Source organism: Neobacillus niacini, assembly GCF_048572935.1.
In the GTDB taxonomy this organism is placed as follows: domain Bacteria; phylum Bacillota; class Bacilli; order Bacillales; family Cytobacillaceae; genus Neobacillus; species Neobacillus niacini.
This window is the reverse complement of sequence record NZ_CP183883.1, coordinates 5,028,215-5,047,227: the sequence shown is the minus strand read 5'-3', so window position 1 is coordinate 5,047,227 and position 19,013 is coordinate 5,028,215. Positions and strand designations below refer to the sequence as shown.

17 protein-coding genes are annotated in these 19,013 nt (G+C 37.7%); 14 read left to right on the top strand and 3 right to left on the bottom strand.

The genetic code is table 11. The features are described 5' to 3' along the window. Window positions 1-254: 254 nt before the first annotated feature. Together recA and rny are read left to right on the top strand one after the other, a co-directional pair. A complete protein-coding gene (gene recA, locus ACN6MT_RS24675) occupies window positions 255-1,295 on the top strand; it encodes a recombinase RecA (RefSeq protein ID WP_034676708.1) in 1,041 nt (346 codons plus the stop codon). A 313-nt stretch (window positions 1,296-1,608) separates the two neighbouring features. Then, window positions 1,609-3,168 carry a ribonuclease Y gene (rny, locus tag ACN6MT_RS24670; RefSeq protein WP_034676706.1) on the top strand — a complete coding sequence of 520 codons (1,560 nt, stop codon included), beginning with the start codon at window positions 1,609-1,611 and terminating at the stop codon, window positions 3,166-3,168. Between the two features lie 287 nt (window positions 3,169-3,455). Here rny and ACN6MT_RS24665 read toward each other — a convergent pair whose 3' ends face one another. Then, window positions 3,456-4,625, bottom strand: a complete 1,170-nt coding sequence (locus ACN6MT_RS24665) for an IS256 family transposase (protein ID WP_419888493.1) — start codon at window positions 4,623-4,625, stop codon at window positions 3,456-3,458. A gap of 345 nt (window positions 4,626-4,970) precedes the next feature. Here ACN6MT_RS24665 and ACN6MT_RS24660 point away from each other — a divergent pair, with 345 nt between their 5' ends. The 8 genes from ACN6MT_RS24660 (at window position 4,971) to ACN6MT_RS24625 (ending at window position 12,921) form a co-directional block, all read left to right on the top strand. After that, a complete protein-coding gene (locus ACN6MT_RS24660) occupies window positions 4,971-5,768 on the top strand; it encodes a TIGR00282 family metallophosphoesterase (protein ID WP_034676704.1) in 798 nt (265 codons plus the stop codon). Between the two features lie 171 nt (window positions 5,769-5,939). After that, a complete protein-coding gene (gene spoVS / locus ACN6MT_RS24655; RefSeq protein WP_003181955.1) occupies window positions 5,940-6,200 on the top strand; it encodes a stage V sporulation protein SpoVS in 261 nt (86 codons plus the stop codon). Window positions 6,201-6,665: 465 nt separating this feature from the next. After that, window positions 6,666-8,402 carry a 2-oxoacid:acceptor oxidoreductase subunit alpha gene (locus ACN6MT_RS24650; protein ID WP_034676703.1) on the top strand — a complete coding sequence of 579 codons (1,737 nt, stop codon included), beginning with the start codon at window positions 6,666-6,668 and terminating at the stop codon, window positions 8,400-8,402. A 2-nt stretch (window positions 8,403-8,404) separates the two neighbouring features. Beyond that, window positions 8,405-9,271 (top strand): 2-oxoacid:ferredoxin oxidoreductase subunit beta, encoded by an 867-nt coding sequence (locus ACN6MT_RS24645; protein ID WP_034676702.1) that lies wholly within the window; start codon window positions 8,405-8,407, stop codon window positions 9,269-9,271. Between the two features lie 191 nt (window positions 9,272-9,462). Then, the gene (gene miaB, locus ACN6MT_RS24640) at window positions 9,463-11,007 is read left to right on the top strand and encodes a tRNA (N6-isopentenyl adenosine(37)-C2)-methylthiotransferase MiaB (RefSeq protein WP_419888492.1); all 1,545 of its coding nucleotides are present in this window, start codon (window positions 9,463-9,465) and stop codon (window positions 11,005-11,007) included. Between the two features lies 1 nt (window position 11,008). After that, the gene (locus tag ACN6MT_RS24635; RefSeq protein ID WP_419888491.1) at window positions 11,009-11,458 is read left to right on the top strand and encodes a RicAFT regulatory complex protein RicA family protein; all 450 of its coding nucleotides are present in this window, start codon (window positions 11,009-11,011) and stop codon (window positions 11,456-11,458) included. Between the two features lie 601 nt (window positions 11,459-12,059). After that, window positions 12,060-12,605, top strand: coding sequence for an outer spore coat protein CotE (locus tag ACN6MT_RS24630; protein ID WP_034676730.1), 546 nt, complete (start codon window positions 12,060-12,062; stop codon window positions 12,603-12,605). Window positions 12,606-12,720: 115 nt separating this feature from the next. After that, complete coding sequence (locus tag ACN6MT_RS24625) at window positions 12,721-12,921, top strand: hypothetical protein (protein ID WP_419888490.1); 201 nt, start codon at window positions 12,721-12,723, stop codon at window positions 12,919-12,921. 25 nt (window positions 12,922-12,946) lie between these two features. Here ACN6MT_RS24625 and ACN6MT_RS24620 read toward each other — a convergent pair whose 3' ends face one another. After that, window positions 12,947-13,522: a GNAT family N-acetyltransferase gene (locus tag ACN6MT_RS24620; protein WP_419888489.1), complete on the bottom strand. Its 576-nt coding sequence runs from the start codon at window positions 13,520-13,522 to the stop codon at window positions 12,947-12,949. A gap of 125 nt (window positions 13,523-13,647) precedes the next feature. Here ACN6MT_RS24620 and ACN6MT_RS24615 point away from each other — a divergent pair, with 125 nt between their 5' ends. Then, on the top strand, window positions 13,648-14,298 hold the full coding sequence (locus ACN6MT_RS24615; RefSeq protein ID WP_419888488.1) for a serine/threonine protein kinase: 651 nt from the start codon (window positions 13,648-13,650) through the stop codon (window positions 14,296-14,298). A 26-nt stretch (window positions 14,299-14,324) separates the two neighbouring features. On the opposite strand, the gene serC is transcribed toward ACN6MT_RS24615, so the two are convergent. Further along, the gene (serC, locus tag ACN6MT_RS24610) at window positions 14,325-15,422 is read right to left on the bottom strand and encodes a 3-phosphoserine/phosphohydroxythreonine transaminase (protein ID WP_419888487.1); all 1,098 of its coding nucleotides are present in this window, start codon (window positions 15,420-15,422) and stop codon (window positions 14,325-14,327) included. Window positions 15,423-15,936: 514 nt separating this feature from the next. On the opposite strand from serC, the gene ACN6MT_RS24605 reads away from it, so the two are divergent. From ACN6MT_RS24605 to ACN6MT_RS24595, 3 genes are all read left to right on the top strand, one after another. Then, window positions 15,937-17,127 carry an MFS transporter gene (locus tag ACN6MT_RS24605; RefSeq protein ID WP_419888486.1) on the top strand — a complete coding sequence of 397 codons (1,191 nt, stop codon included), beginning with the start codon at window positions 15,937-15,939 and terminating at the stop codon, window positions 17,125-17,127. 262 nt (window positions 17,128-17,389) lie between these two features. Further along, window positions 17,390-18,238: an alpha/beta fold hydrolase gene (locus tag ACN6MT_RS24600; RefSeq protein WP_034674451.1), complete on the top strand. Its 849-nt coding sequence runs from the start codon at window positions 17,390-17,392 to the stop codon at window positions 18,236-18,238. Between the two features lie 113 nt (window positions 18,239-18,351). Next, window positions 18,352-19,011, top strand: a complete 660-nt coding sequence (locus tag ACN6MT_RS24595) for a GntR family transcriptional regulator (RefSeq protein WP_419888485.1) — start codon at window positions 18,352-18,354, stop codon at window positions 19,009-19,011. The last annotated feature ends 2 nt before the right edge of the window (window positions 19,012-19,013 follow it).

Sequence of the window (19,013 nt, the reverse complement as noted above, 5' to 3'; positions counted from 1 at the left end):
AACAAATCTATCTTAAAGGAAGTAGTCTGAAAATAGGAGAAAAAGTAAAAAGTAATAAAAAAGTGAATCAAAAAGATATAAATCACTGGGGGATTTTCCTATTTTTACATGACTTTTTGTTTCAAAAAAATCGAATGAGTGTTCGACTTTTTGCTGTACAAATACCCAAAAAGAGGTTATATTATTAATAGGTTTTAAATTTATAGAATTTGGCTATTAACTTTTTTTGTTTATATATAAGGGAGGAACTAGTAGTGAGTGATCGTAAAGCGGCTTTAGAAATGGCGCTAAAACAGATAGAAAAGCAATTTGGTAAAGGTTCCATCATGAAAATGGGCGAGAAGACGGACACAAGAATTTTAACAAGTCCAAGTGGCTCATTAGCAGTAGATGCAGCACTGGGTGTTGGCGGATATCCTCGAGGAAGAATTATTGAAATTTACGGACCTGAAAGCTCTGGTAAAACAACTGTTGCCTTACATGCAATTGCAGAAGTACAAGCTGCAGGCGGACAAGCAGCATTTATCGACGCTGAGCATGCCCTAGATCCAGCATATGCACAAAAACTAGGAGTAAACATCGATGAGTTATTGTTATCCCAGCCTGATACAGGGGAACAAGCACTAGAAATCGCAGAAGCACTTGTACGAAGCGGTGCAATTGATATTCTAGTAGTCGATTCCGTTGCAGCACTAGTTCCAAAAGCAGAAATTGAAGGAGAAATGGGAGATTCACACATGGGTCTTCAAGCCCGCTTAATGTCTCAAGCGCTCCGTAAACTTTCTGGTGTCATTAACAAATCGAAGACAATTGCAATCTTTATCAACCAAGTTCGTGAAAAGATTGGCGTCATGTTTGGAAACCCTGAGACGACTCCTGGTGGTCGTGCGTTGAAATTCTACTCTACAATCCGTGTTGAAGTACGTCGTGGAGAAGCTATTAAACAAGGCACTGACGTGGTTGGAAACAAAACCAAGATTAAGGTTGTTAAAAATAAAGTTGCGCCTCCATTCCGTACTGCTGAAGTGGATATTATGTATGGGGAAGGAATTTCTAAAGAGGGCGAGATCATTGATATTGGCTCTGACTTAGATATCGTTCAAAAGAGCGGTTCATGGTATTCATATAATGAGGAAAGAATTGGTCAAGGCCGTGAAAATGCAAAGACTTTCTTAAGAGAAAATCCAAGTATTCGTCTTGAAATTCAGCAAAAGATTCGTGAACACTTCGGATTAGACGGGGAAAAAATAGTAACTGAAGCCGATGACGATGAGCAATTCGAATTAATAGACTAACAAAAAGAGCAAAGCCTGATTGGGTTTTGCTCTTTTTAATGAATTGAATAATTATTAATAAATGTGTATATTTATTCATGTTATATCAAATTATATATTGTTAAGATATGAACAAAGTCTAAATATTTCAAAAAGCTGACAGGAGTTACCCTTGACAATGAATATACACACATTTACAATTAACATGTATATTTTACATTTTTGTTAATATTACAATGAAAAGCTTGGTGCTTGCTGTATGTTGAACTTAACCAACGTACATGCCGACACTTGAAAAGTGTAACAAAAGTTCATAGCAAGAGGAGGTGTAACGATGGAACCTATTACTATCATCTCCATTTTGCTTGGCATTATCGTCGGTGCCGTTGTTGGCTATTTTGTTCGTAAATCCATTGCTGAGGCAAAAATCGCGGGTGCAAAGGATGCTGCAGAGCAGATCCTTGAAGATGCAAAGCGTGATGCTGATTCTTTGAAAAAAGAAGCTTTGTTAGAGGCAAAGGATGAAATTCACAAGCTTCGTACAGAAGCCGAACGTGAGGTTCGTGAACGAAGAAATGAACTGCAAAAACAAGAAAACCGTTTACTGCAAAGAGAAGAGAATTTAGATCGAAAGGATGAATCGTTAAATAAACGAGAAATTCTGTTAGAAAAGAAGGATGATTCTCTAAACCAAAGACAACAGCATATTGAACAGATGGAAAGCAAAGTGGACGAGTTGGTACGAACACAACAAACTGAACTTGAACGTATTTCGAGTTTGACTCGTGAGGAAGCGAAGCACATCATTATCGATAAAATGGAGCAGGAGTTAACCTATGACACTGCGATAATGATTAAGGAAAGTGAAAACCGTGCGAAAGAGGAAGCAGATAAGAAAGCAAAAGAAATTCTTTCTCTTGCAATCCAGCGTTGCGCTGCTGACCATGTTGCGGAAACGACTGTATCTGTAGTCAACCTTCCAAATGATGAGATGAAAGGTCGTATTATTGGCCGTGAAGGAAGAAATATCCGTACACTAGAGACACTTACAGGAATTGACTTGATTATCGATGATACTCCAGAAGCTGTTATTCTATCAGGATTCGACCCGATTCGTCGAGAAACTGCGCGATTAGCGCTTGAAAAGTTAGTCCAAGATGGACGAATCCATCCTGCGCGAATTGAGGAAATGGTCGAAAAATCTCGTCGTGAAGTGGATGAGTACATCCGTGAAGTCGGTGAACAAACGACATTTGAGGTCGGAGTTCATGGATTACATCCGGATCTAATTAAAATCCTAGGACGCTTAAAGTTCCGTACAAGTTACGGTCAAAATGTCTTGAAGCACTCCATGGAGGTTGCACAGCTTTCGGGCTTGCTTGCAGCTGAGCTTGGTGAAGATGAGACACTTGCACGTCGTGCAGGTCTATTACACGATATCGGAAAAGCGATTGACCATGAAGTGGAAGGAAGCCATGTTGAAATTGGGGTTGAACTTGCTACAAAATACAAGGAACACCCAGTTGTTATCAATAGTATTGCTTCGCACCATGGTGACACGGAACCAACATCAACCATTGCTGTTCTTGTGGCTGCTGCTGACGCTTTGTCAGCTGCGAGACCTGGGGCACGCAGTGAGACTCTTGAAAACTATATCCGCCGTTTAGAAAAGCTGGAGGAAATTTCTGAGTCTTATGAAGGTGTTGAGAAATCCTTTGCTATCCAAGCTGGCCGAGAGGTACGGATCATTGTAAGACCAGATGCGGTTGATGATCTAGCAGCACATCGTTTAGCTCGTGATATTCGAAAACGTATCGAAGAAGAACTCGATTATCCAGGACATATTAAAGTGACAGTCATCCGTGAAACACGGGCTGTAGAATACGCAAAGTAAAGCGGTGCTCTAAGCACTGCTTTATTTTTTTGCGGTCTGTGTTAAATTGATTTGCGCCCAGTAACCAGAGAGTAAAATAAGCGGAGAAATTCCGGTTAAATGTAGAATGGAGTCTCTTTTGGAGTAAATAAGGGGAGGTTTTCCGGTTATCCAGTCAAGTCCTAGATTTTGTGTAAATTAATTTACTCATGATTACAATGTTTAATAGCTATTATGAATTTTGATGGTTTGGGAAGGGGGTACCCCCTTCCAAAACCATCAAAATTTCGCGCGCTTCGCTCCTACTCCTACTTTTTCCCTATCATAGATGGTTTCTTTGCTTGTTCATCGGCAATATCCATTAGTACAGCTCCTATTAATCGGAACGCTGATTGTGTATTTGGAAAGATCCGTATGACTTTTTCCCTTCTCCTAACTTCTTGATTCAATCGTTCCAAGGAATTAGTGCTACGTATATGATGATGATATTTAGTAGGTTCATTCAAATATTGAATGGCATCTTCGAAGCCTTCTTCTAATGTATTTATTGCGTTTTCTAGTTTTGGATTTTCCTCATATTTCTCCATAAACTCGTCCTTAAGTTTCCTAGCATCTTCAATTTTTACTACATTAAATATCCCTTTTAATGCCGCTTTTACCTCGTCCATATCTTTTTTTGGTAATTGATTAAAGATATTTCTTTTAAAATGTACAGTGCAGCGCTGCCAGGTTGTTCCCACAAACTCTGTGCCAATTGCCTTTTTTAAGCCCTTATGTGCATCTGATATGATTAATCTTGGTGATTGAAGACCACGTGATTGTAAGTGTTGAAAAAATCTTTGCCAAGCCTCATAGCTTTCAGAGTGGTCTACTTTCAACCCCAGGATTTCTCGCTCATTTTTTTCATTAATGGCAGTTGCGATATAAACAGCCTTAGATACCACTCGGTTATGTTCCCTCACTTTAATGTACATGGCATCTGCAAAGATGTAGGGATAATACATCGTATTAATTGGCCTATTAGCCCATTTATTTACAATCGGGTCAAGTTTCTCTGTTAGAGAGGAAACAAGTGATTTTGAAAAACTTTCCCCACATAACTGTTGTACAATATTCTTTACTTTTCGGGTAGATACACCATTCACTACCATTTCTAACATAGAAAGGACAAGTGCTTGGTCACATCGGGCATACCTTTCAAATACGGATGGAGAAAAATCCCCGTTACGTGTACGAGGTACCCTTAGGGTGATTCTTCCAATACTCATAATGAGATCTCTTTCATAATAACCATTCCGGTAGTCGCGTCGGTCAGTAGAACGCTCGTAAGCTCTAGCGTTTAAATGCTTATCTCTTTCATCTTCCATAACTGAATTTAGAACCAGGACAACAGACGCTTTAACAACTGCATCGATATCAGATTTCATAATACAATCTTTTAAATCCTCAATATTTAGGTTAAACTGAAACTGGGTCAAATTAATTCCTCCTCATTGTTTTCGTCGCTGATAACATTGTAGCCATGAGGAACTAATTTGACTCATTTTGTTTTTACACAATTATACGGACTTAATCGGTTATCCAAAGAAAAAACTTCTATACTCTCGCATTTCCGGGCAATAGGCGGAATTTCTCCGTCTAAATAAGCTATTTTTATTCGTAATTTCAAATTAAGCGGAATTCTTCCGTCTATTTAATCTTCTTAAAATTAATAAAATCAACAATAACCTGAAACACGCCTTTTTGAAAGGTAACGAGCGGTTAATTAAAATAAAAGTGTGATACAATTTATAATAAATAAATGCAACACGAAAGGATTACATATGAACTTATTATTTATTGGAGATGTTGTAGGATCACCAGGTCGAGATATGGTAAAAGAGTATGTGCCAAAAATAAAAGAAAAATATCGACCAAATTTTACTATTATTAATGGTGAAAATGCAGCAGGCGGCAGAGGTATAACAGAAAAAATCTATCGAGAATTTTTAGGTTCCGGTGCGCAGGCTGTAACCCTTGGAAATCACGCATGGGATAACAAGGAAATATTTGAATTTATTGAATCAGCAAAGAATATGGTCCGTCCTGCAAACTTTCCAGAAGGGACTCCTGGAAAAGGATTAGCGTTTTTTAAGGTAAATGACATAGAAGTAGCGGTCATCAATTTGCAGGGACGAACCTTTATGCCACCGTTAGATTGTCCTTTTAAAAAGGCAGATGAATTAGTCGAAATCGCTCAAGAGCGTACACCTTTTATCTTTGTGGATTTTCATGCAGAAGCGACAAGTGAAAAACAGGCAATGGGCTGGTATTTGGATGGGAGGGTTTCTGCTGTCGTAGGTACACATACACATGTACAAACAGCAGATAGCCGCATCCTTCCAAACGGAACAGGCTATTTAACAGATGTAGGCATGACAGGGCCTTATGATGGTATTCTTGGTATGGAAAGGGAAGCGGTCATCACAAAATTCCTAACAAGCCTTCCAGTGAGATTTGAGGTCCCTAAAACGGGTAGAACCCAGCTGAGTGGTGTCTACTTGGAACTTGACAGAAAAACAGGAAAATGCAAAAAAATGGAAAGAATTCTAATAAATGAAGATCATCCTTGGTATTCTTAACCTTCCACTATGGAAGGTTTTTCTCTTTTTATCAGTAAATATGCACTTTTTTTGTCCAAGCCGGAATATGTCTTTTGCAGAATGAATATAGTAGCAGTGGAATCTTATATACCTGATTTGCTCATGAAACTGCTCATGCCAGGATCGGGATTATACAAGGGGGAGCTAGGAATGGAAATATTAAAAGTTTCAGCAAAATCTAATCCTAATTCTGTAGCTGGTGCACTTGCTGGAGTTCTGCGTGAAAGAGGTGCAGCAGAAATACAGGCGATTGGTGCAGGTGCATTGAATCAAGCTGTTAAGGCAGTAGCGATTGCAAGAGGATTTGTAGCACCTAGCGGAGTTGATTTGATTTGCATCCCTGCGTTCACTGATATTCAGATTGATGGTGAAGAACGCACAGCTATAAAGCTTATTGTTGAACCAAGATGAAAGAGATAGAATCAATGAAGTCAAACAAGAGAATAAAACAAACTTTAACCTGCTTAAATTTTTAAGCAGGTATTTTTATATACAAATGATTAAAATAATGTTATTCTAATATAAATGAAAACGTTTTCTCGAATAAAGTATTAAAGTAACATATTTTATTAGATTTATTAATAAATCGCATAACAACAACGTTTTATAACATTTTACAGCTAGATATGAAGATTTACTATATGTCAATTTTTAAAATATAAAAAAATATTCATATTTTAGACAATATTTAGTCTGAAAGGGTTGCAATTTTTGGTTTAGAGGTCTAGAATTGTAAGCGTTTAGTACGTATTCTGAATTCATATTATTTAGTTTTTAGTGCTTTAAAAGACTAAATTCTAGTGAATTACTCGGAAAAGTGCTACACTATTAGTGATTTTAAAATATATTTTTTACATATCCAAAGGGGTGTAAGTCATGATCAATCAACTTTCGTGGAAAGTTGGCGGACAACAAGGGGAAGGTATTGAAAGTACAGGGGAAATATTTGCTATTGCATTAAATCGCCTAGGTTATTACTTGTATGGTTATCGTCACTTTTCATCTCGTATTAAAGGCGGACATACAAACAACAAAATCAGAGTAAGCACGACAGAAGTTCGTTCAATCTCTGATGATCTTGATGTTCTTGTCGCGTTTGACCAAGAAACTATCGATTTAAACTACAAAGAGTTACACGCGAAAGGTGTAATCCTTGCGGATGGTAAATTCACGCCGAAGAAACCGGAAGATACACAAGCTGCATTGTATGCGGTTCCATTTACAGAAATTGCTACTGAATTAGGAACATCTCTAATGAAAAACATGGTAGCGATTGGTGCTACATCAGCCGTCTTGAATCTTGATATTCATGTTTTTGAAGAAGTAGTTCAAGAGATTTTTGGTAAAAAAGGTGCGCAAGTAGTTGCGAAAAATATGGATGCCATTCAAGCTGGATATGATTATATGAAAAAACAGCTTGTGGATGGCGTTGAAATAATGGAACTTGAAAAAGCTGACGGCAAGAAGCGAATGTTCATGATTGGAAATGACGCAATTGCATTAGGAGCTGTCGCAGCTGGCTGCCGTTTTATGGCTGCTTACCCAATTACACCAGCTTCTGAAATAATGGAATATTTAATTAAAAAGCTTCCTGCACTTGGTGGTTCGGTTATTCAAACAGAGGATGAAATTGCTGCTTGTACAATGGCAATTGGTGCCAACTATGCTGGTGTTCGTACAATTACTGCATCTGCTGGTCCTGGACTTTCATTAAAGATGGAAGCAATCGGATTATCTGGTATTACAGAAACTCCGCTTGTTATTGTTGATACCCAGCGTGGAGGTCCATCTACAGGACTACCAACAAAACAAGAGCAGTCAGATTTAATGGCAATGATCTATGGAACACATGGAGAAATCCCAAAAATCGTAATGGCTCCAAGTACCGTAGAAGAAGCATTCTATGATACTGCTGAAGCATTTAACCTTGCTGAAGAATATCAATGTCCTGTTATTATCCTTTCAGATCTTCAACTATCTCTAGGTAAGCAGACCGTTGAACCATTACGTATGGATAAAGTTGAAATCAGACGTGGTAAGCTGGTAACAGATGAAATTCCTGAAAATGAAAACAAAGGATATTTTAAACGTTATGAAGTGACGGCTGATGGAGTTTCACCGCGTGTGATCCCTGGTATGAAAAATGGTATCCACCATGTAACAGGTGTTGAACATGATGAAACTGGTAAACCTTCTGAATCCGCAGCAAACAGAATTGCCCAAATGGACAAGCGATTCCGTAAAATAGAAAATATTCGTTTCAACACACCTGTTTATAAAAATGTTAAACACGAAGACGCCGACGTTTTATTTGTTGGATTCAATTCTACTCGTGGTGTAATCGAAGAAGCAATGGTTCGTTTAGAAAACGAAGGCTTAAAAGTAAACCATGCTCAAATTCGTTTGATTCACCCGTTCCCAACGGACGAAGTATTACCACTTGTTCGTTCAGCTAAAAAAGTAGTAGTTGTTGAGAACAATGCTACTGGACAATTGGCTAACATTATGAAAATGAATGTCGGTCATGCCGAAAAGATTATTAAACATTTAAAATATGACGGTAATCCGTTCTTACCACACGAAGTATATACAAAATGTAAGGAGTTGTTCTAAACATGGCCACTTTTAAAGACTTTAGAAATAATGTAAAACCGAACTGGTGCCCTGGCTGTGGCGACTTCTCTGTACAAGCGGCAATGCAACGTGCAGCAGCGAATGTAGGTCTTGAGCCTGAAAACTTAGCTGTTATTTCTGGTATTGGATGTTCTGGCCGTATCTCTGGATACATTAATTCATATGGTTTCCATGGAATTCATGGCCGCTCACTACCAATCGCGCAAGGTGTAAAAATGGCAAATCGTGATCTAACAGTTATCGCTTCTGGTGGTGACGGAGACGGTTTTGCAATTGGTATGGGTCATACAATCCATGCAATTCGTAGAAATATTGATATTACTTACGTTGTAATGGATAACCAAATCTATGGCTTAACAAAGGGACAAACGTCTCCACGTTCCGCTGCTGGATTTAAAACAAAATCAACTCCGATGGGTTCTGTTGAACAAGCTATTTCTCCAATGGAGATGGCCCTAACTGCTGGCGCAACGTTTGTTGCACAAAGCTTCTCTACTGATCTTAAAGATCTTACTGCTTTAATTGAAGCAGGTATTAAGCATAAAGGGTTTTCTTTGATTAACGTATACAGCCCATGTGTAACGTATAACAAAGTTAATACTTATGACTGGTTTAAAGAAAATCTAACGAAATTAAGCGATATTGAAGGCTATGATCCTTCAAATCGTGAAGAAGCTATGCAAACATTGATGAAGCATAATGGCTTAGTCACTGGTTTAATTTATCAAAACACTGAACGTCAATCTTATCAGGAATTAATCAATGGTTACTCTGAAACTCCTTTATCTCAGGCTGATTTAGACCTTGACCAAGAATATTTTGATAAATTAGTTGGCGAATTCATGTAATAGCAATTGTGAGAATCCCGTAGTGTGCTGCTGCGGGATTTTCTATTGTTTTCAAGGCTATTAACCTTTATACTATAATAATGTGCAGAAGTATATTAGAGGTGCTCTAACACTATGTACAGGTAAAAAATTACTTTATTAATATTAATAGACACATGAAGGAAAACGACTGAAAGGAGATTTTACTACTAATGAATGAAAAACAACGTTTAGAATCTAAACAAATTGAAGCTGCTAATTCTTCGGACAAAAAATCCGCCAAGGATTACAGTAAGTACTTTGAACAGGTCATTACGGCACCATCTTTAAAAGACGCTAAAAAACGTGGAAAAGAAGAAGTGAAATACCACAACGATTTCTCCATTCCTGAAGAGTTTCGCGGTATGGGTGAAGGCAGAAAGTTCTATATCCGTACGTACGGCTGCCAGATGAACGAACACGATACGGAAGTAATGGCAGGAATCTTTTTAGCTTTAGGCTATGAACCGACTGATAATACAGAAGATGCGAATGTCATTCTATTAAATACGTGTGCCATTCGTGAAAATGCTGAAAATAAAGTGTTTGGTGAACTAGGACATTTAAAGCATTTGAAGACCGAAAAGCCAGACTTACTAATAGGTGTATGTGGATGCATGTCACAGGAAGAATCTGTGGTCAATAAAATCTTAAAAACCTATAACCAAGTAGACATGATCTTTGGTACACATAACATTCATCGTCTGCCAAATATTTTACATGAAGCGTACATGTCTAAAGAAATGGTTGTGGAAGTTTGGTCAAAAGAAGGTGACGTAATTGAAAACCTTCCAAAAGTAAGACGCGGAAATATTAAGGCATGGGTCAACATTATGTACGGCTGCGACAAATTCTGTACCTATTGTATTGTTCCTTATACGCGCGGGAAGGAACGAAGCCGTCGTCCCGAAGAGATTATCCAGGAAGTACGTCATTTAGCGGCACAAGGCTATCAGGAAGTTACTCTTTTGGGCCAAAACGTAAATGCGTATGGTAAAGACTTAGAAGATATGAACTATGGTTTAGGTGACCTTATGGACGAATTACGGAAGATTGATATTCCTCGTATTCGTTTCACGACAAGTCATCCACGTGACTTTGATGATCACTTGATTGAAGTCCTTTCAAAAGGCGGTAATCTAATGGACCATATTCATCTGCCTGTTCAATCTGGATCAACGGATGTATTAAAAATTATGGCTCGTAAATATACGAGAGAACAGTACTTAGAGTTAGTACGCAAAATTAAAGCGGCTATTCCAAATGTTGCATTAACAACTGACATCATCGTGGGTTATCCAAATGAAACGGATGAACAATTTGAAGAAACGTTATCTTTATATCGTGAAGTAGGCTATGAACTAGCTTATACTTTCATTTATTCTCCACGGGAGGGTACACCTGCAGCAAAAATGCAGGATAATGTTCCAATGGAGGTAAAAAAGGAACGCCTGCAGCGTTTAAATGCGTTGGTCAACGAGCTATCTGCTGAAGCAATGAAAAAATATAAAGGCCAAATAGTTGAGGTTCTTGTTGAAGGGGAAAGCAAGAACAATCCTGACGTTCTAGCAGGATACACTTCAAGAAACAAGCTTGTGAATTTTGCGGCTCCAAAATCAGCGATTGGTAAAATTGTTAAAGTGAAAATTACGGACGCAAAAACATGGTCATTAAACGGAGAAATAGTGGAAGAATTAGAACCAGTTGAGGTGAAGTAAAGTGGCGGTATATACAAAAGATGATATCATCGCTCGTGCACAAGAATTAGCACGCATGATAGCAGAAACTGAGGAAGTTGATTTCTTTAAACGTGCAGAAGCACAGATTCATGTTAACCCAAAGGTTAGTACGTTAATTTCTGATATTAAGGGTTTACAAAAGCAAGCCGTTAATTTACAGCATTACGGTAAGCCAGAAGCATTGAAAAAAGTAGAAGACAAAATTGCTTCAATTGAACAGGAACTAGATGAAATTCCAGTTGTTCAAGAGTTTAAGCAGTCACAAATCGAAGTAAATGAACTGCTTCAGTTGATTGCTACAACCATCTCTAATAAGGTAACAGACGTCATTATCGAGTCAACTGGCGGCGATGTCTTAAAAGGCGAAACCGGTGCAAGTATTAGCAGTGGTGGATCTTGCGGAAATCACGACCACGACCACGAACATTAAATAAACCAAACCAGGCTTTTATAAAAGCCTGGTTTTTTTTGTGCGTTTAACAAACTTAGGTGGCTGTGTTGAAGGATACTGTAGATTTTAGAACCTGTTGATTGGAGCGGAAGGCGCTTGACTCCTGCGGGATGCACGAGCTGAGTGAGACCCCGGAGGTCGGAACGACCGAGGAGAAAGAAAAGCGGAAGCGCCTTGTCCAGACCCGACAAGCGCTGGAGGGCCTGGCGTTGAAGTCGTTCTTTGACTTCATCGTCAGGACCGAAGCGACTCGAGGGTCTAGGCGCTGTAGCTAGACAGGCTCACGGGCGAGCCCGCGGAAAGCATAGCGCCTCGTAACAGGCAAAGACCGCCTGTCCCTGCGGTGATTATTCAAAGAAGCTTTCCTTAGTGGAGCGCAAATCAACAGCCTTATTTAACACAGCCTACACAAAAATGCCTCTTTACGTAAAGTACATGCCTAAAAAGGAACCTACCTCAAACTCCCGCATAAAATGAACTATGACTAAACTTTTAACCAGTATTCGCAGAAATATATCGCACACTAGTCTAATATCTTGCATAGGATGAAATGAAAATGAATGAGGAGGGTTCGCGCGAAATGGGAGAATACAGAGAGATAATTACGAAGGCCGTAGTAGCGAAAGGGCGTAAATTCACCCAGTCCAATCATACGATTAGCCCGGCACATAGTCCAACAAGCATTCTTGGATGTTGGATTATCAACCATAAATACAACGCGAAAAAAGTCGGCAAAACTGTAGAAATACACGGCTCGTATGACATTAATGCTTGGTATTCATTTAATGACAATACCAGAACAGAAGTAGTAACTGAAAAGGTTCAGTATACGGATGTTATTAAGTTACGATACCGTGACCATGATTGCTTGGACGACAATGAAATTTGTGCTCGCGTTCTGCAGCAGCCAAATTGTTGTGAAGCCGTTATTTCCCCAAATGGCAATCGAATCATTGTTCATGTTGAAAGGGAATTCCTGGTAGAAGTCATTGGCGAAACAAAAGTATGTGTCGCCATTAATCCAAAGGGATGCCATGATGATGACGATGAATGGGGAATGGATGTTGACGACGAAGAATTCGAGGACTTAAATCCAGATTTCTTACTCGGCGTCGAAGAAGAATAAACATACTAGGAAGTCTCTACTTCCTAGTTTTTTCTTTTTTATTATTTTATAATAAAGAAAGAGTGTATGATAAAAAAGAAAAATCAGCAACCTATTTTTAGGAGGTGTCACAGATATGGAACCTAGACAACCTGGAAATAACAAACTGCCTGATTTCGATCAATTAAACGACAGAATGATTGCTGAGCAGCCATCCGAACCACATTTAATTATTAAGACAAACCTTGACCCGCAGGATTCCACTGAGAATAACCCTTATTATAAGGGGAAGGAAACCAATAACCCCAAAGCGTTTAGAGATTACTTTGAAGAATAAAAGCCAGGATTACCTGGCGTTTTTTTTATTTAGCATGAGTATCTAAAGACTCAGCTGCAGGCAGTTCCCATTCCCGCTTTAGCAAAGAAAACATACTGGTGGTATGATAAGAGTTGTTTTGAAATAAGTAATCACGCAGGACCCCTTCTTTTTTAAAACCTAACTTTTGTAGGAGATTACTAGAAGCCTCGTTTTCTAGGTAAACAACTGCACCTATACGGTTCAATTTCAACTCTTGATAGCTATATCGTAATACCTCTTTTATAGCTTCAGAAGTGTAGCCTTTTCTCCAAAAGGAGGGATGTATCTCATAGCCAATTTCAGCTTTTTTATTTTTTAGCTGTAATCCATTTAGACCTAATGTACCGATAAATTTGTTATTTTCCTTCAGGACTATTCCCCAGCGCATTGCCCGTTTTTCATAAAAATTTTTCTGGAACACCTCTATTAACTTTCTTGCTTCTTCGATTGAGGTGAATCGATCAGTACCGTAATATCTGGTTACCTCATCTAATGATAAAATTTCAAATATGCTTAAAGTATGTATAGGAGTAATCTCAATGAGTTTTAATCGATCAGTTTCTAACGTTGGGAATAACACAAGAACACCTCACTATTAATAAGTAATAACATGAAATAAAAATTAAGAATATATTTTCTATTCTAAGTGTATATGAGATGTATACTTGAAGGAAAGTATTATTTAGTTTGTTTTGAGGTGTACAAATGAAAATAGAGAAATATACAAAATTAATTGGAAATGAATTATTACCCAATATCCAATTATCAACTGAAGGTCCGTTTGAACCAATTATTGTAAAAAATTTTTCGAATACGTGGCAAACTATTGGAAGTGGAAATTATGCAGGTGTCTTTTTACATCGGTCAAATCCGAAATGGGTGGTAAAGGTGTATGGAAGAAAACCTGAGGAATTAAAAAAGGAAGTGGAAGTGTATAAAAAACTAGGGAAACATCCATCCTTTTCCTCGTTAATTGACTATGGGGATAATTATTTGATTTTAAAAAGGATAGATGGTGTAAATCTGTTCGATGCAGTGATAAAAGGACTACGTATTCCAGAGTCAGTTATCCACGATGTAGATGAGGGGATTGCGTATGCAAGGTCGGTTGGATTAAATCCTTTTGATGTACACGGAAAAAATGTCGTGATGAGCAATGGGAGAGGGTATATAGTCGATGTTTCAGATTTTTATAAGCAGGGTAAATGCCGAAAGTGGGATGACCTAAAAAAGGCATATTACAAATTTTATCTACCTTTTATTTATAAATATAATATTCCGATTCCTTTCTTTATCGTTAACAATGTCAGAAGAGGATATCGTTTGTTTAGAAAAATGAAAAAGGGAAGTATATAAAATTAATACCTCCCTTTTTGTGTTACTTATTGATTTGCATTTTGAAATTGAATCATGAACTCACTGAAAGCTTTACATGTTTCATATGGTACAGCGTTATAGGTAGAGGCTCTGCAGCCTCCAACAGAGCGGTGACCATTTACACCGATAAATCCTGCATTCTTTGCTTCAGCTAAGAATTTCTTCTCTAATTCTTCATCCTTCACTCGGAAAGTAATATTCATAAGTGAGCGGCTTTCGACTTCGGCATGACCAATATAAAATTCATTGCTTTGATCGATTGCGTCATAAATGAGCTTTGCTTTCTCCTCGTTTCGTTTGGTAAGTTCAGTAATTCCACCTGTTTCCTTAATCCAGTTTAAAACTTCACCAAGCATATAAATTCCGAAGGTTGGCGGTGTGTTATATAAGGAATTGTTTTTTGAATGGGTGCTATACTTTAGCATAGTCGGAATGTTAGGATTCGCTTTTTCAAGCAGATCCTTGCGAATGATTGCTACTGTAACACCAGAAGGACCAAGATTTTTTTGGGCTCCGGCATAAATTAATGAAAATTTGCTAACATCAAAAGGCTTGGATAGGATATCACTGGACATATCCGCGATCAATGGTACATCACCTGTATCAGGGAAGTCCTTCCATTGTGTCCCGTATATTGTATTATTTGATGTGAGATGAATGTATGCATCTGTCGGATTGTATTTCAATTCGTCAAATTGAGGGACACGGCTATATTGTCCTTCCTTTGTAGAAGCCACATGGTAAGCATCTCCAAAAAGTTTTGCTTCAGAATATGCTTTTTCAGACCATGACCCGGACATGATATATCCTGCTTTTTGTCCCGGTCTCAAAAAGTTCATTGGAACCATTGAAAATTGAAGACTTCCTCCTCCTTGCAGAAAAAGGACCTCGTAATTTTCCGGAATCGATAACAATTCTTTTAGAAGTGCAATCGCGTTGTTATGTACTTCTTCATAGACAGCACTACGATGGCTGAGCTCCATGACTGACATGCCCGTACCACGAAAATTGATAAGTTCCTGTTGAGCTTTCTCAAGAACTGCTAACGGAAGGGCAGATGGACCTGCATTAAAGTTATAGGCACGCTGGACTAGTGTATTCATATTTTCACTCCCATTTTTCATTTATTAGAATATAACATATTTTCTTACATTATAAATCAAATAAATTTAGTGAAGACGTTTACATTTAAAAAAACTCAAAAATAAATAAAATTCAAGTGCTTTCACTAATAAAAAATATAAATAGAGTTCATACATTCACAAAGATTTAAGAAAAAAATTAGCTAATAAATAGTAGAAATTGAGTGTTCTTTTTTAGATTAACTGAGAAATTGTGTAGATAATTATTCGGAAAATATAAAATATTATGAATACATTGACAAGTATTTTATACGACTGTAGAATTACAGTTAGCAAAAGGAAGTGCATTTTTTACGGTTTTTACCGGTAAGAGCGTGAAAAAAAGTAATGTAAAATTTTAGTTTGTGTAAAACTGAAATTTTAGCTGTTGTTGCTTGCAGGCCACAAGCAGGGCAGAAGAATTTTTATCTTTTATTAAATGAAAACGATTACAAAAAAGTCTTTTGCGAACTGAAAAACAAAAGGGGGATAAAAAATGGCAAAAAATATCAGTAGAAATATGCTTAAGTTTTTGGTCGTCATTCTAGCTTTCCAAGATGTTGCAGCTGGAGTAGCAGGATCGATTATGGCCGACATTATTAAGGCATTTCCAGATTATGATCCCACCATTGTCATGTTGGTAGCTACTTTCCCGGGTCTCATACAAATCGTACCTGCGTTATTTTATGGAAAACTAACCAAAGTATTTAAAAAGAAAACATTGCTATTTATCGGATTGACTTTATTTATTGTAGGTGGAACACTCCCGACTTTTATTGATAACCTTCCGTTGATAATTGCAATGAGAGGACTTTTAGGGTTAGGTGTAGGGATAACAATGCCGTTATCGATAGATGTAATTACAGATTTCTTTGACGGCAGGGAAAGAGATTTCTTGATTGGTTTTGGAACCTCTACGATTGCATGTATTGGAGCGATTTTCTTCCAATTAGGCGGAGGGATTTTAGCAGATTCTTTTGGCTGGCAATATGGATTCCTTACTTACCTTTTCCCGATATGGATACTTGCTGTTACCATGCTTTATTTACCTGAACCTGAAAAGAAACTGACTAATGAAGCAGCAAAAGCTAGTAATAAGGTTAAATTACCAAAAGCAATATATTGGGTATGTTTAGGTCAAGTAATATACTCTGGGTTAATTTTTGGATATGTAACAAATATTTCGGTTGTTATTCAAGGTGACCGACTAGGGAATGCAACAGAAGCAGGAATGGCAATCTCTGTATTTACTTTTGGTACACTAATTGCAGGATTTATTTTTGGGAAAATCAAACATGCACTGCCAAATTTCTATTTGCCTGCTGGTGTTCTTGTGACAGGGATAGGGATGGCGATTTGTTATTACTCACCAACCCTAACAATGATTTTTGTAGGTAGTATTATTGGCGGGTTTGCAATGGGGATTGGACTTCCAGGTGTATTTACAAAAGTTTCAGAACTTACTCCTCCTGGTGCACCGCCGGCAGTAGGACTTGTTGTCGTAGGGCAGGGACTAGGTGGTATTTTAGGACCATTTGTGTTTCAAATCGTGCAAAACATATTTAATCAAGACATTGGAAGGTTCCCGTTAGCTGTCAGTGCCATTGGGTTAATTATCTTATCGATAATATGGGCGGCAGCCGTAATGAAACCTAAAAAAGATATAGAAGTTACATTAAATAACTAATGATCAAGAAAGGATGTTACAAATAACTTTGTACATCCTTTTCTTTTTTTTGTGAAAGGTTTTTAAGAGAGATTTCATATATTTATATTTTAATTTAATAAATATTTAGAATTGATTGACATATTTAAAAACAGTAGGTAAAATTATAGTTAGTTAATGAAAGCGCTTTTTTATAGGATTTACACTACTATCATGATGGAAATCATAAGTACTGAAATTTTAGTGAAAGAATCAATCATTTAATAAAGTGGAGGTAAAAAGAATGGCTGAAGTAATATCACGAAGGATCCAAACTGGAAACTATCAAACTTTTATTAATGAAGGTGGAGATCCTAGGTCATCTGAGACAATCATTTTTTTACACGGCAGCGGACCTGGGGCAAGCGGCCAGTCGAATTGGAGAGAAATTCTACCTCGTTTTCAAGAGAATTTCCACGTAGTGGCACCAGATATCTATGGCTTTGGTAATACAGAACATCCTGAAGAATATCCTCAAAATGGAGCGGAATGGATGCAGATTCGGGTAAATCAAGTACTATCATTAATGGACGCTTTAGAAGTTAAAAAAGCCCATTTGGTTGGAAATTCCTTGGGCGGTGTTATTGCACTTCACCTTCTTATGTACGCTCCCGAAAGATTTGGCCGTATCGTATTGATGGGGGCAGGAGGCGGCTTGAAAGAACCGACACCAGAACTTGCTAAGTTAGCAAACTTCCATAAAGATCCAAATCCTGTTGCATTTAAAAATCTATTAAGTTGGTTCTTATACGATAAGAGTATTTTAGAGGATAAACTGGAGAATATTGTTGCAGAACGTTTAGAGTTGTTCTTAAGACCGGATGTACGCAAATCTTACGAGGAAAATTTCACGAAATCACATTTGTCCGACATGCTTGTTCCTCCTTCCGCACTTAAACAAATGGATCATGAAATGTTACTCATTCATGGACACCAAGACCGATTCGTACCACTTGAAAGCAGCCTTTACGTTATGGAGTATCTTCCAAATGCACAGTTACATATCTTCAAACGTTGTGGGCATTGGGCACAGGTGGAACAAAAGGAAAGGTTTATCAAACTAACTTCAGATTTTTTCAACGGTGAAATATAGAAATAATAGTAGATCATTAAAGTTCATACGAATACACCGTTGATACCTAGACTACTAGAGTAATTACTAATATTATAGGGGTAACAATAAATGAGAATTGAAGGTGTATGAAGATGAAAATAGATCAAGCTTATCGCTATATTAAGAGACAAATTATTGATGGAATTTGGATACCTGATACAGCGATTAATGTGAATGAAGTTTCAGAGCATTTAAATATGAGCCGGACACCGATACACAAGGCTTTGACAAAACTTGCAGAAGAAGGATTTTTGTCAATCATTCCCCAAGTAGGTGTTTTTGTAAAGAGACCTGAGATGGAAGAAGTCATGGAGCGATTATTGGTCTGTGCAAACCTGGATGCCTTAATGACAGAGCATGCGATAAAAAATTTAACTGATGATGAACTCTCTCAAATGTATTCGATTTTGACTAAGATGGATAATCTAGAAATCTCTGAAGAAGAGTATTCTCTTCTCAACATTGAGTTTCACCGAATCATTTATCAAGCAGCTAAGTTGCCCTATACGTTTACTTTAGCAAATCAGTTATGGGATTACTTGAATTATGTTGGAAATCCATCAATGTTATTTTCATCAGAACGAAGAAAACAATCACAGGCGGAGCACTGGATGATTTACTTCAGCTTAAAAGAGCGGGACGCTAAACTAGCGAAAAAGCTAATGGAAAAACATTTAACACGTATTGCGGAAAGCGTCAGCGAGAAATATCAGAATATGGGTATAGCTCAGGAAGTGGTTAACGAAGTTTAAAA